Annotated in this window: 13 protein-coding genes; 8 read left to right on the top strand and 5 right to left on the bottom strand. The window is 64.8% G+C overall.

The window, feature by feature from the left end; translation table 11 throughout:
- Positions 1-4: 4 nt before the first annotated feature.
- Positions 5-466 (bottom strand): nucleoside deaminase, encoded by a 462-nt coding sequence (locus ACPRTJ_RS21980; RefSeq protein WP_274096410.1) that lies wholly within the window; start codon positions 464-466, stop codon positions 5-7.
- 147 nt (positions 467-613) lie between these two features.
- On the opposite strand from ACPRTJ_RS21980, the gene ACPRTJ_RS21975 reads away from it, so the two are divergent.
- Positions 614-1,318: a type 1 glutamine amidotransferase domain-containing protein gene (locus ACPRTJ_RS21975; protein WP_426427290.1), complete on the top strand. Its 705-nt coding sequence runs from the start codon at positions 614-616 to the stop codon at positions 1,316-1,318.
- Positions 1,319-1,458: 140 nt separating this feature from the next.
- The gene (locus tag ACPRTJ_RS21970) at positions 1,459-2,265 is read left to right on the top strand and encodes a CSS-motif domain-containing protein (protein ID WP_043862927.1); all 807 of its coding nucleotides are present in this window, start codon (positions 1,459-1,461) and stop codon (positions 2,263-2,265) included.
- Between the two features lie 67 nt (positions 2,266-2,332).
- Here ACPRTJ_RS21970 and hppD read toward each other — a convergent pair whose 3' ends face one another.
- Entirely contained in the window at positions 2,333-3,409 is a 1,077-nt protein-coding gene (gene hppD / locus ACPRTJ_RS21965; protein WP_054915379.1) for a 4-hydroxyphenylpyruvate dioxygenase, read from the bottom strand.
- Positions 3,410-3,813: 404 nt separating this feature from the next.
- Here hppD and ACPRTJ_RS21960 point away from each other — a divergent pair, with 404 nt between their 5' ends.
- Positions 3,814-5,373, top strand: coding sequence for an EAL domain-containing protein (locus ACPRTJ_RS21960; protein ID WP_043862929.1), 1,560 nt, complete (start codon positions 3,814-3,816; stop codon positions 5,371-5,373).
- Between the two features lie 50 nt (positions 5,374-5,423).
- Complete coding sequence (gene rarD / locus ACPRTJ_RS21955) at positions 5,424-6,311, top strand: EamA family transporter RarD (RefSeq protein ID WP_043862930.1); 888 nt, start codon at positions 5,424-5,426, stop codon at positions 6,309-6,311.
- On the opposite strand, the gene ACPRTJ_RS21950 is transcribed toward rarD, so the two are convergent.
- On the bottom strand, positions 6,274-7,845 hold the full coding sequence (locus ACPRTJ_RS21950; protein ID WP_043862931.1) for a TerC family protein: 1,572 nt from the start codon (positions 7,843-7,845) through the stop codon (positions 6,274-6,276). The genes rarD and ACPRTJ_RS21950 overlap by 38 nt on opposite strands.
- Before the next feature lie 269 nt (positions 7,846-8,114).
- Here ACPRTJ_RS21950 and ACPRTJ_RS21945 point away from each other — a divergent pair, with 269 nt between their 5' ends.
- Positions 8,115-8,708: a LysE family translocator gene (locus ACPRTJ_RS21945; RefSeq protein WP_054915382.1), complete on the top strand. Its 594-nt coding sequence runs from the start codon at positions 8,115-8,117 to the stop codon at positions 8,706-8,708.
- Between the two features lie 65 nt (positions 8,709-8,773).
- Here the strand turns inward: ACPRTJ_RS21945 and ACPRTJ_RS21940 are convergent, their stop codons facing one another.
- Positions 8,774-9,556 carry an AraC family transcriptional regulator gene (locus tag ACPRTJ_RS21940; RefSeq protein ID WP_078480159.1) on the bottom strand — a complete coding sequence of 261 codons (783 nt, stop codon included), beginning with the start codon at positions 9,554-9,556 and terminating at the stop codon, positions 8,774-8,776.
- 136 nt (positions 9,557-9,692) lie between these two features.
- On the opposite strand from ACPRTJ_RS21940, the gene ACPRTJ_RS21935 reads away from it, so the two are divergent.
- Positions 9,693-10,244, top strand: coding sequence for an RNA 2'-phosphotransferase (locus tag ACPRTJ_RS21935; RefSeq protein WP_078480160.1), 552 nt, complete (start codon positions 9,693-9,695; stop codon positions 10,242-10,244).
- On the opposite strand, the gene ACPRTJ_RS21930 is transcribed toward ACPRTJ_RS21935, so the two are convergent.
- On the bottom strand, positions 10,241-10,789 hold the full coding sequence (locus ACPRTJ_RS21930) for a helix-turn-helix domain-containing protein (protein WP_043862935.1): 549 nt from the start codon (positions 10,787-10,789) through the stop codon (positions 10,241-10,243). The two genes, ACPRTJ_RS21935 and ACPRTJ_RS21930, sit on opposite strands and share 4 nt — an antisense overlap.
- A 161-nt stretch (positions 10,790-10,950) precedes the next feature.
- Between ACPRTJ_RS21930 and ACPRTJ_RS21925 the strand changes: the two genes are divergently transcribed.
- Both ACPRTJ_RS21925 and ACPRTJ_RS21920 read left to right on the top strand, forming a co-directional pair.
- Positions 10,951-11,733 (top strand): aldolase, encoded by a 783-nt coding sequence (locus ACPRTJ_RS21925; RefSeq protein ID WP_043862936.1) that lies wholly within the window; start codon positions 10,951-10,953, stop codon positions 11,731-11,733.
- 25 nt (positions 11,734-11,758) lie between these two features.
- Complete coding sequence (locus ACPRTJ_RS21920; RefSeq protein WP_043862937.1) at positions 11,759-12,643, top strand: dihydrodipicolinate synthase family protein; 885 nt, start codon at positions 11,759-11,761, stop codon at positions 12,641-12,643.
- Positions 12,644-12,698 lie beyond the last annotated feature (55 nt).

Below are 12,698 nucleotides of genomic sequence, written 5' to 3'. Positions count from 1 at the left end.
GGGCTCAAGGCTCGGACTGCTCGCCGATATCTTCGTTCCAGAGCTGGGGGTGGTCCTCGATGAATCTGCGCATCAGGCCGGTGCAGGTGGCGTCATGCAGCACCTGCAGGTTCACGCCACGGCTCTGCAGCAGGTCCTCCTCGCCCAGGAAGGTGTGGTGCTCGCCGATCACCACCTGCTTGATGCCGTACAGCAGGATGGCGCCGCTGCACATGGCGCAGGGTGACAGGGTGGTATAGAGGGTGGCGTCGGCGTACACGCTGGCCGGCTGGCGCCCGGCATCTTCGAGCGCGCTCATTTCACCATGCAGTATCGCGCTGCCCTGTTGCACCCGTCGGTTGTGGCCGCGTCCGATGATCCTGCCCTGGTGCACGATCACCGAGCCGATGGGAATGCCACCTTCTGCCAGGCTCTTCTGCGCTTCGTCGATGGCGGCCTGCATGAACGGGTCGGTGTGTGTGGACATGATGGCGGTGACTCCTGTGACAGCGGCTGTATGGGTGGAAACTAGCACAACGCCCTGGGCGATGGCGGGTTTTGCGGCCGCGACTATGCTCTATAGGTTTGCTTCGCCCCCCCCCTCCCCGCGCCCGATCACCAGAGGAACGCTGCAATGAGCAAGAAAGTACTGGTAGTGCTGACCAATACCGCCAGGTATCCGAGCCTCAAGCGCGCCACCGGGCTGTGGCTGGGCGAAGCCGTGCACTTCGTTGCGGTGATCGAGAAGGCCGGCTGCAAGGTGGACTATGTGAGCCCCGCCGGCGGCTACGTGCCGATCGACCCGCACAGCCTGAGCATGGCCCCGGACCTGGATTGGCAGTGGTACGACGACAAGGCGTTCATGAACCGCCTGGGCGCCACCCTGGCCCCTGACCAGGTCAAGGCGCAGGACTACCACGCGATCTATTTCACCGGCGGCCACGGGGTGATCTGGGACTTCCCCGACAACACGGCATTGCAGGGCCTGGCGCGCCAGATCTTCGAGGCCGGCGGCGTGGTGGCCTCGGTGTGCCATGGCGCGGTCGGCCTGCTCAACATCAAGCTCAGTGACAACACCCTGCTGCTCAAGGACCGCGAGGTTACCGGGTTCTCCAACGTCGAGGAACAACTGGTCGAACTGGACAAGGTGGTGCCGTTTCTGACCGAGAACGAACTGGCCGCGCGCGGTGGCCTGTACAGCAAGGCCGAGGACCCCTGGCAGGAATACGTGGTGCGCGACCAGCGCGAGGGGCGCCTGATCACCGGGCAGAACCCCGCCTCCTCGGCCGCTGTCGCACGCCAGGTGCTGGCAGTACTGGCCGCATCGAAGGCAGGCTAGCCCCCCGGAGCGTCGACGAATAGCACGGCCAATGTCGTCGCGTCTTACAAGGGCAAACTACGCCCCTCACTTATGCTGAACGGCATCCGCTCAAGATGCCCGCGCGCCCCTGCGGCCCGCTCTGTCAACATAGGTGAATCATGCCCCGTCACAAATTTCGCGCTGGCCGTGTGCTGCTGGAACTGCTGGTCATCCTGTTGATCGGCCTGACCCCTGTGGGGTGCGGCCTGTTGATCATGAGCTGGCAGGTGGAAAAGATGCTGGCCGAGTCGACCCTGGTCTCGATCCAGCACACCCAGCAGGACATCGATCGCATCCTCGACTCGCTGCACAATGCCAGCAACAAGGTGCTCAACCTGGCGGACTTCCCCTGCCCGCGGGCCCTGCCCAGCCTGCGTACCGAAGTGGTGATGCGCCCCGAGCTGCGCTCGCTGGTGCTGGTGCGCGAGAACCGGGCCTACTGCAGCACGGTGCACGGCGAATACCAGCTGCTGGTCGACCCGGGCAGCTTCTTCAACCAGCGCCTGCGCCTGGAGCCGGGCAACGATGTGACCCCGGACTCGGCCATCCTGTATTACCGCCTGCAGGAGTACCCGCTCGGCGTGCTGGCCCTGGTCGACGCCAAGACCCTGCAAGCCACGATGCAGCGGGTAAAGGCCAGCGCCAATCTGGTGCTGCAGTTCGGTGACGATTACCTGTGGAGCGAGGGCAGCACCTTCGACGACGTGCTGCCCGATCACTCCGAACAGCATGTCCGCGTGCTGTCCGCCAGTTACGGGTACACCATCCATGGCGGCTACCCGGACGGCCATATCTGGCAGGCGATGCTGTCCAACGCCCAGGCCATCATCCCGTCGTTGCTGCTGGTGGGCGTCATGACCTCGGCAGCGGTGTACTGGACGCTGTTTCGCAACCGCCGCGCGCCATCGGTGCGTCGTTACGGTTGAGGCCGGCGCAGGCACAAAAAAAGGCCATCGAGGCATGCTCGATGGCCTTTTTGCATACGCGCCGCGTTTATTCGGCGGTCAGTACACCGCGGCGAACCTGGTCGCGCTCGATGGATTCGAACAGGGCCTTGAAGTTACCCTCGCCGAAGCCGTCGTCACCCTTGCGCTGGATGAACTCGAAGAACACCGGGCCCATCAGGGTTTCGGAGAAGATCTGCAGCAGCAGGCGCTTGTCGCCCGCCTCGGACGAGCCGTCCAGCAGAATGCCCCGCGACTGCAGCTCGCCCACCGGCTCGCCGTGGTTCGGCAGACGGCCTTCGAGCATTTCGTAGTAGGTATCCGGCGGCGCGGTCATGAAACGCATGCCGAGCTTTTTCAGCGCGTCCCAGCTCTTGATCAGGTCGTCGGTGAGGAAGGCGACGTGCTGGATGCCCTCGCCGTTGAACTGCATCAGGAACTCTTCGATCTGGCCGGCGCCCTTGGAGGACTCCTCGTTCAGCGGGATACGGATCATCGCGTCGGGGGCGGTCATGGCCTTGGAGGTCAGGCCGGTGTACTCACCCTTGATGTCGAAGTAGCGGATCTCGCGGAAGTTGAACAGCTTCTCGTAGAAGCCGGCCCAGTAGGCCATGCGCCCGCGATACACGTTGTGGGTCAGGTGGTCGATGATCTTGAGGCCGGCGCCGACCGGGTTGCGGTCCACGCCTTCGATCCACTTGAAGTCGATGTCGTAGATCGAGCTGCCTTCCTCGAAACGGTCGATCAGGTACAGCGGCGCGCCGCCGATACCCTTGATCGCCGGCAGACGCAGTTCCATCGGCCCGGTCTCGATCTCGACCGGCTGGGCACCCAGCTCCAGGGCACGGGCATAGGCTTCATGGGCATTGCGCACACGGAAGGCCATGCCGCACACCGACGGACCATGCTCGGCGGCAAAGTAGGACGCCACGCTCTTGGGTTCGTTGTTCAGGATCAGGTTGATGCCGCCCTGACGGTACAGGTGCACGTCCTTGGAGCGGTGGCTGGCAACCTTGGTGAAGCCCATGATCTGGAAGATCGGCTCCAGGGTACCCGGGACAGGTGCGGCCAGTTCAATGAACTCGAAGCCCATCAGGCCCATCGGGTTTTCGAAGATATCTGCCATGTTCGTTTCCTCATCATCAAAGCGTTCAAATCACAGGGGTAGCTTGCTGTCGATGTGGAGCGAACGTGGCGGCGCGCAGGAGATGCCCCTCACACTGCGGGCGAGGTAGTCACCATAAATCAGTTTGAACCCATGACACTTCATATGGGACCTATTCTCGGCCGTCTGATCCTCCAGTGGCGAAGGACCTTATTATTGTATGCGTAACGCGATTCTACAGGGCGTAAGAAAAATTGTAAGTACTTTAGTGCCCGGGCCTGCCGACAGCGGCAGCCTCCCCTGCAGTACATCAGGCTGACGCCTCAGCTGTATACAGGCCGATGAACGGCTATGCTGTGCGCTCGGGGTACCAGGGAAACCCTGCCCTTGAAATCATCCGCGCTCATCCCGCACAGGTAGCCACCATGCCCCTCACGAAAAAACGCCCCGGTCGCTGGACCCTGCGAGCCCTGCTGCCATGGCTGGTGGGGGCGATACCGGTGGTGTCCGGCGTGCTGATCATGCACTGGCAGGCCCAGCGTGAGCTCGAGGCCAGGGCCGTGAACACGGCCGCCCTGGTCACCGGGCACTTCGAACGCATCCTCGACAACATCGCCGGCGCCGCCCAGGCCCTGCTGCCCCTGACCCGCCAACCCTGCGCAGAGGCCACGCTGGCCCTGCGCGAACAGGTGACACGCGGCTCGTTCGTGCGCTCCAGCAACCTGTTTCGTGACAATGACCTGTACTGCAGTTCGCTGTTTGGCAACTTCAGCGAGCCGGTGGATGCCAAGGACTATGTCGATGGCAGCCTGTGGCTGATGAACGGCAACTCGGTGACGCCCGGCCATGCACTGCTGGCCTACCGGCTCAGCAAGGGCAACGACGGCGCCATCACCACCGTCGATGGCGACCACCTGAGCAGCGCCCTGGAGCTGCTCGACCAGGGCACCACCCTGGTGCTGCAGGTAGGCCCCAACTGGATGGGCGAAGACGGCGTGGTGCACCAGGGCCCGCCCCCGGTGTTTGCCGTGGCGCCGACGCAGCAGGCCTCGCAGCGCTATCGTTTTTCGGTGCACAGCGGTTATGCCGCTGGCGAGCCCTGGCGCCTGATGCGCGCCGAGTACCCGGGGCTGTTCGGCCTGGTGACCCTGCTGGGCGTGATGGCCGGCGCGGCCTGCCGCTGGCAGCTGCGCAGGGCCAGTTCGCCACGGGTGGAGCTGCAACGGGCACTGGAGGCCGACGAGTTCATCCCGTACTTCCAGCCGGTGGTGCGCGAGGGTGACTACCGCTGGGCCGGCGCCGAGGTGCTGATGCGCTGGCAGCACCCGCGCGAAGGCATGGTGCGCCCAGACCTGTTCATTCCCTATGCCGAGCACAGCGGCCAGATCGTGCCCATGACCCGGCGCCTGATGCAGCGCGTGGCCGAAGGCCTGGCGCCCCACGCCCAGACCTTTGGCGACGGCTTTCATGTGGGCATCAACATCACTGCCGATCACTGCCAGGACATGGCCCTGTATGACGACTGCCGCGATTTTCTCGCCGCCTTCCCGCCTGGCCGGGTGATCCTGACCCTGGAGCTGACCGAGCGCAAGCTGGTGGTACCCAGCGACACCACCGAGCAGCTGTTCGCAAGTCTGCAGGCCCTGGGGGTGATGATCGCCATCGATGACTTCGGCACCGGCCAGTCGAGCCTGGGCTACCTGCGCCAGTTCAAGGTCGACTACCTGAAGATCGACCAGAGCTTCGTGGCCATGATCGGCGTCGATGCCCTGTCGCTGCATATCCTCGACAGCATCATCGAGCTGTCGGGCAAGCTGGGCCTGGGCATCGTCGCCGAGGGCGTGGAGACCATCGCCCAGCGCGACTACCTGGCCCGGCACCGGGTGGACTTCCAGCAGGGCTACCTGTTCGCCCGGCCGATGCCGTTGGCCGAGTTCGTGGCTGCATTGGGCACACAGCCGGTTGCCCAGGTGACGCGCCCCTGAGATCATGCGCGCTCACCACTTCCCTACCCCTTCGTGCTCCCGAGGCCCCCTTGTCCAGAGGCATCGTTTCATCGGTCATGGCGTCGTGTCTGTTCGCCCTGATGTACTACTACACCTCCCTGCTCACCCCCCTCGACGGCGAGGAAATCTTCGGTTGGCGCATGCTGCTGACCCTGCCGTGCATCACGCTGTTCATGCTGCTGTCCAAGGACTGGCCACTGGCAATCGGCGTACTGCAGCGCATCCGGCGCAACCCGCTGCTGTTGCTGGGGCTGGTGGGTACCTCGACATTGATGGGGCTGCAGCTGTGGGTGTTCCTGTGGGCACCGCTGCACGGGCGCAGCATGGAGGTGTCGCTGGGGTACTTCCTGCTGCCGCTGACCATGGTGCTGACCGGGCGGGTGGTGTATGGCGAGCGCCTGTCACGCCTGCAGAAGGTCGCCGTGGCCTGCGCCGTGGTGGGGGTGGGGCATGAACTGATACGCCATGGCTCGTTCGCCTGGGAAACCCTGCTGGTGGCCGGCGGCTACCCGTTCTACTTCATCTTGCGGCGCAAGTTGCGCACCGATCACCTGGGCGGGCTGTGGGCCGACATGTGCCTGATGATGCCGCCCTCGGTGTACTTCATCGTGCAGGGCCCGCTGAGCGCAGCCGACCTGCTGGCCCACCCGCAGCTCTATGTGCTGATCCCGATCCTGGGCGTGATCAGCGCCCTGGCGCTGGTCACCTACGTGATGGCCAGCCGTCTGCTGGCGTTCAGCCTGTTCGGCCTGCTCAGCTATGTGGAACCGGTGCTGCTGGTGGCGGTGGCCCTGATCCTGGGCGAGAGCATCGCCCCGGATCAGTGGCTGACCTACCTGCCGATCTGGCTGGCAGTGGTGGTGCTGGTGCTCGAGGGGGTCAGGCACCTGCTGCGTCAGCGGCGGCGTTCGGTGTAAGCCGTACCTGCCGCACCCGGCGCTCCTGCACGGCCTCGACGGTCATCAGCCAGTCGCCCCAGGTCAGTTGATCGCCCACCCGCGGCAGGCGGTCGAGCAGGCTCATGACCAGGCCGGCGAGGGTCTGGTAGTCCTCGGTGGGCTTGGCCGCAAAGCCGATCTGCGCCTGGATCTGGCGCAGGTTCAGCGCGCCGTTGACCAGGTAGCCGTCCGGCGCCTGCACGATGCCCGGCCCTTCTACTTCACTGGCATCGGGCAGCTCGCCGGCGATGGACTCGAGGATGTCGGTCATGGTCAGCACGCCGGTGAAGTCGCCGAATTCGTTGACCACGAAGGCGATGTGGGTCGACTGGCTGCGCATCTGCTCCAGCGCGTTGAGGATGCTGAAACTCTCCAGCAGGTTCAGCGGCGTGCGCGCCAGGCGCTCCAGGTCCGGCTCGTGACCGGCCAGCAGCTCCCTGAGCAGCTCCTTCTTGTGCACGAAGCCCAGCGGCTCCTCCACCCGCCCCTGGCGAATCAGCGGCAGGCGCGAGTAGGACGAATGCATCAGCGCGGTACGGATCGCCTCCGGCGGTTGCGCCAGGTCGATGAAGTCGACTTTGGCGCGTACCGTCATCAGCGTTCTGATGGGGCGTTCGGCCAGGTTCAGCACGCCGCTGATCATCACCCGTTCGCGGCGGTCGAACAGCACCTGTTCATCGCCATCCTCGACCAGGTCGGCGATGTCCTCACCCACCTCGTCGGCCTGCAACCGGCGCCCGCCCAGCATGCGCATCACCGCGTGGGCGGTGCGCTCGCGCAATGGCCGGTGCTGTTGCAGGCTGCGTTTGCGCCGGGCGCGGGCCAGCTGGTTGAACAGCTCGATCAGGATCGAGAAGCCGATTGCCGCATACAGGTACCCCTTGGGTATATGAAAGCCCAGGCCCTCGGCGGTGAGGCTGAAGCCGATCATCATCAGAAAGCCCAGGCACAGCATGATCACCGTGGGGTGGGCGTTGACGAAGCGGGTCAGCGGCTTGCTCGCGACGATCATGATGCCGATGGAGAAGATCACCGCGATCATCATGATCGACAGGTGCTCGACCATGCCCACGGCGGTAATCACCGCGTCCAGCGAGAACACTGCATCGAGTACCACGATCTGCGCCACGATCGGCCAGAACGCCGAATGGCGCGCCGGGCCCTGATGGTGGGCGACATGCCCTTCGAGACGCTCGTGCAACTCCATGGTGGCCTTGAACAGCAGGAACACACCGCCGAACAGCATGATCAGGTCACGGCCCGAGAAGCTCTTGTCGAACACCTCGAACAGCGGCGCGGTCAGCGTCACCATCCACGAGATGCTGGCCAGCAGGCCCAGGCGCATGATCAGCGCCAGCGACAGGCCGATCACCCGCGCGCGGTCGCGCTGATGGGGCGGCAGCTTGTCGGCGAGAATCGCGATGAACACCAGGTTGTCGATACCCAGTACCAGCTCGAGCACGATCAGCGTGGCAAGGCCCAGCCAGGCCGTGGGGTCGGCTAGCCATTCCATGGGCAGGTACTCAGGCGGGAAACGTCACGGGGACGGGAAAGGGAGGATGGCCAGGACGGCCGGGTACTGGGAGGCTCCGAGAACGAAGTCATATCAACCTTGGGTCAATTAGGGACGGTGATCCTACAATTTCAGCTGACTTTTCTCACAGCGTGAAATTATTTCAATCTGTGGCAAAACACGCGCTGCGGCACAGGGCAATTTCCTTCAATACCCCACCGACCTTCCCGCCTACCCTCGCTGCACCCTCCCCCTCAAGGATCTGCCGCATGAGCCTCAGCCTTTCCATGGCCGCCTTCGCCCTGGCCGCCTCCATTTCCCCTGGCCCGGTCAACATCGTTGCCCTGGGCGCCGGCGCACGGCATGGCTTGCGCCCGGCCATGCGCCACGTTACCGGCGCCACCCTGGGGTTCATCCTGCTGCTGGTACTGATCGGCCTGGGCCTGCATGAGGTGCTGCGCCACTGGCCAGGCCTTGCCGTTGCCCTGCACTGGGCCGGGGTGCTGTTTCTGCTGTACATGGCATGGAAACTGGCCCGCGACGACGGCGCGCTCGGTGAAGGGCGTGATACCCACGCACCCAGCCTGCTGCGCGGCGCTGCCATGCAATGGCTCAACCCCAAGGCCTGGCTGGCCTGCGTGGCGGGCATCGGCGCCTTCGTGGGCCAGGGCGAAACCGCCCTGCTGGGCCAGTTCAGCCTGATCTACCTGGTGATCTGCTACCTCTCGCTGGGCAGCTGGGCGCTGGCCGGCAGCCTGATCCGCAGCTACCTCGACAACCCGCGGCGCCTGCGCCTGTTCAATCGCAGCCTGGCCGCCCTGCTGGTGCTGAGTGCGCTGTACCTGATGCAGGGGTCTGTATGAAAAAGACGAAGGTCAGGCTGTTTTCAACCCAGCATCACCAAGTATCAAGGCTTTTCGTACAGCGCCTAGGCTGAGCGGTAATGCCCGGGCGTCGCAGCCAGGTGCTGCTTGAATGCCCGTTGCAGATGCGCCTGGTCGGCAAACCCGGCCTCCAGCGCCACCTCGGCGATCAGCCGGCCCTGGCGCAACTGGGCGCGGGCGTACTGCACGCGGCAGTCCAGCACAAAGCCGTGCGGGGTCAGGCCGTAATGCTGTTTGAAGGTGCGGATCAGATACGAGGTGGATAAGCCGGCGGCCTGGCTGATGTCTTCGAGCTTGAGCGGTTCGGTGCAATGTGCGCGAATGAATGCCGCCGCCCGCTCCAGGCGCGCATCCGGCCTGGCCAGCGGCGGTGGCGCTGCCTCCAGCTGCTGGCGCAGGTCGCCGAAGAACGCTTCGGCAGCCGCCGCCTTGCACGTCGCGCCACGCTGGTTGTCGATGAGCACGTCGTACAACTGCAACAGGGCCTCGAACAGGGCCGGGGCGGTACTCAGGGTGGCAGCGACCGGTGCGAAGCCAAGCCGGGTCAGCCACGGCATGTCCACGTACAGCATCAGGTACGACCACGGCTGGTCGGCGATCGGGTTGCAGGCGTGCACCACACCGGGGTTCATCATCACCACCGTGCCGGTCTCGACCTCGCGCCAGGTGTGCCCGCTGAGGTAGGAGCTGCGCCCGGCAGTGATCGCACCGATGGAGAACCCGGCATGGGAATGGCGCGCATAGCAGACCTTGCGACCGTCTGCGACCCCGCGCGCCTCGATGAAGGGCAACGCCGGGTCACGCCAGAAATACGAGGTGGTGGTCATCGCGTGCGGGCCTGTGGGCAGTGGAACAACGCGCACTCTATCAGGCTTCAAGGCGTGCCACTGCCCCTTGCGCACCGCTCGTCGCCGCTTGCGCGCCCTGATAAGCTGCCGCGCAGACCGTTCAAGGAAGACCCGCATGAGCAGCAAGCGCTTCACCGAAACCAGCAAATTTCTCAGCTACGTGCTGCGTCACGCCCCCGAATCCATCGATCTGCAACTGGACAGCGAAGGCTGGGGCGATGTCGATGCACTGATTGCCGGCGCCGCCCGCCAGGGCCGCGCGCTGGACCTGGCGCACCTGCAGGCGGTGGTGGCCAGCAGCGACAAGAAACGCTTCGGCCTGTCGGACGATGGCCGCAGGATTCGCGCCGTACAGGGGCACTCGACAGCGACGGTCGAGCTCCAGTACGCGCCCAAGGCGCCGCCTGCCGAGCTGTACCACGGTACGGCAACGCGCTTTCTCGACTCGATTGCCCAACAGGGCCTGATCGCCGGCAACCGTCACCACGTGCACCTGTCCCACGACCCTGCCACGGCCATTGCGGTCGGCCAGCGTTACGGCTCACCGGTACTGCTGCACATCGATGCAGCGGCAATGCACGCCCAGGGCCTGGCGTTCTTCCAGGCCGACAATGGCGTATGGCTGACGGCCCACGTGCCGGTGGCGTTCATTCGACAGCCCGGTTAAACCGGCGAATCGGCGTCGTGCACCACCACCAGCAACTGCGCCTGCACCGCCCCGACCGAGCGTAGCCGGTGCGGCGTCTGGGCATTGAAGTGCAGCGCATCGCCGCGCTCGAGCAACACCCGCTCGTGCATGAAGTCCACTTCCACCTGCCCTTCGTGCACGAACAGGAACTCTTCGCCCAGGTGCTCCTTGAACGTCGAGTCGCTGAAGTCCGCCGGCGGGCAGATGATGAACGGCAGCAGGCTGCGCTGGCCGATATGCTGGGCCAGCACCGCGTAGCCCGGCCCTTCGGCGCTGCCGGACAACGCCTGGCGTTCACCCCGGCGTACCAGGCTGTAGCGCGCCTGCGCAGGCTGGTCTTCGGCGAACAGTTCTTCCACGTTCACGTTCAACGCCCGCGCCAGTTTCAGCGCCGCCGCAATCGAAGGCGTGTTCAGACCCCGCTCCACCTTGGACAGGTAGCTCTTGGTCATGGCCGTTTTCTCGGCCAGCGTCTCAAGCGTCAGCCCAAGTTTTTTTCTTAATACTTTCAATCGGATAGACATTTAACGCCGCTATTCCCGGTGCAATGGGCAACCTTTCCCTTGCCAATGACACTTTGTGTCATATAGCCTTGTTTGTGTCATGAGGTTGACCACCCCGCTCACCTTTCAAGCAACCGGGGCGGGCCAGCCCTGACGTCCGATCCGCCACCGAGGAAACCCCAATGGCCAAGACATTAGCACTCCCCAAGGACCAACTGGTCAAGCAGGCCCTGGAACAGATGCAGGGCTCGCTTGCCGATAATACGTGGACTGTGCGTGAAAAGCTGGCGCTGACCTGCCGAATCCTGTTCGACAACGGCCACGACTCCGGCCTGGCCGGGCAGATCAGTGCCCGCGGCCCGCAACCGGGCACCTTCTACACCCAGCAACTGGGGCTGGGCTTCGATGAAATCACCGCCAGCAACCTGCTATTGGTCAACGAGGACCTGGAGGTGCTCGAAGGCAGCGGCATGCCCAACCCGGCCAATCGCTTTCACAGCTGGGTGTACCGCGCACGCCCGGATGTGAACTGCATCATCCACACCCACCCGACCCACATCGCCGCATTGTCGATGCTCGAGGTACCGTTGCAGGTGTCGCACATGGACCTCTGCCCGCTGTACGAGGACTGCGCGTTTCTCGAAGGCTGGCCCGGGGTGCCGGTGGGCAACGAGGAAGGCGAGCTGATCAGCGCGGCGCTGGGCGACAAGCGCGCCATCCTGCTGTCGCACCACGGCCAGCTGTCGACCGGCGCCAGCATCGAGGAAGCCTGTGTGATCGCGCAGTTGATCGAGCGCGCGGCGCGCCTGCAGTTGCTGGCGATGTCAGCCGGCCAGATCAAGCCCATCGAGCCGGTGCTGGGGCGCGAAGCGCACGACTGGATCGCCCGCCCCAAGCGCCACGGCGCGGCGTTCGCCTACTATGCCCGGCAGTGCCTGCGTCAGCATGCCGATTGCCTGAACTGAACCTGTTTTCTGCGGAGTGTTTTTCATGTCCACGACTTTTCACGGCATCATCGGCTACACCATCACCCCGTTCAGCGCCGACGGCACCCAGCTCGACCTGACGGCCCTGGGCCGCTCCATCGATCGGCTGATCGAAGGTGGCGTACAGGCCATCGCGCCCCTGGGCAGCACGGGCGAAGGCGCCTACCTGAGCGACCGCGAGTGGGACCAGGTGGCCGAGTTCAGCCTGGCGCACATTGGCGGGCGGGTACCGACCATTGTCAGCGTCTCGGACCTGACCACCGCCAGCGCCATGCGCCGTGCGCGCTTTGCCGAGGCCCATGGGGCAGATGCGGTGATGGTATTGCCGGCGGCCTACTGGAAGCTGAGCGAGGCCGAGATCCTGCAGCACTACCAGAGCATCGGCGACTGCATCGGCGTGCCGATCATGCTCTACAACAACCCGGCCACCAGCGGCACCGACCTGTCGGTGGAGCTGATCATGCGCATCGTGCGCCAGGTCGAGAACGTGACCATGGTCAAGGAGAGTACCGGCGACATCCAGCGCATGCACAAGCTGCAGCAGTTGGGCGAAGGCCAGGTGCCGTTCTACAACGGCTGCAACCCGTTGGCCCTGGAAGCGTTCGTGGCCGGTGCCACGGGCTGGTGCACGGCGGCAGCCAACCTGATTCCGGCGCTCAACCAGCAGCTGTACCAGGCCGTGCTGGGTAACGACCTTGAGGCGGCGCGGGCGCTGTTCTACCGGCAGTTGCCATTGCTGGAGTTCATCCTCAAGGGCGGCTTGCCGGCGACGGTGAAGGCAGGGTTGGCGTTGACCGGGCTGGAGGTGGGCGAGCCGCGCAGGCCGGTGTTCGGGCTGGATGACGCCGGGCGTGAGCGGTTGCGCGGGTTGCTCGAACAGATGGGGTAAGGCCTTCTCACGGCCTCGGCGCACGGGATTGCCACGGCCAACAGGGCATGCATCG

It is taken from the genome of Pseudomonas palmensis, from assembly GCF_049942755.1.
In the GTDB taxonomy this organism is placed as follows: Bacteria; Pseudomonadota; Gammaproteobacteria; order Pseudomonadales; family Pseudomonadaceae; genus Aquipseudomonas; species Aquipseudomonas palmensis.
This window is presented reverse-complemented; position numbering and strand designations above follow the sequence as displayed.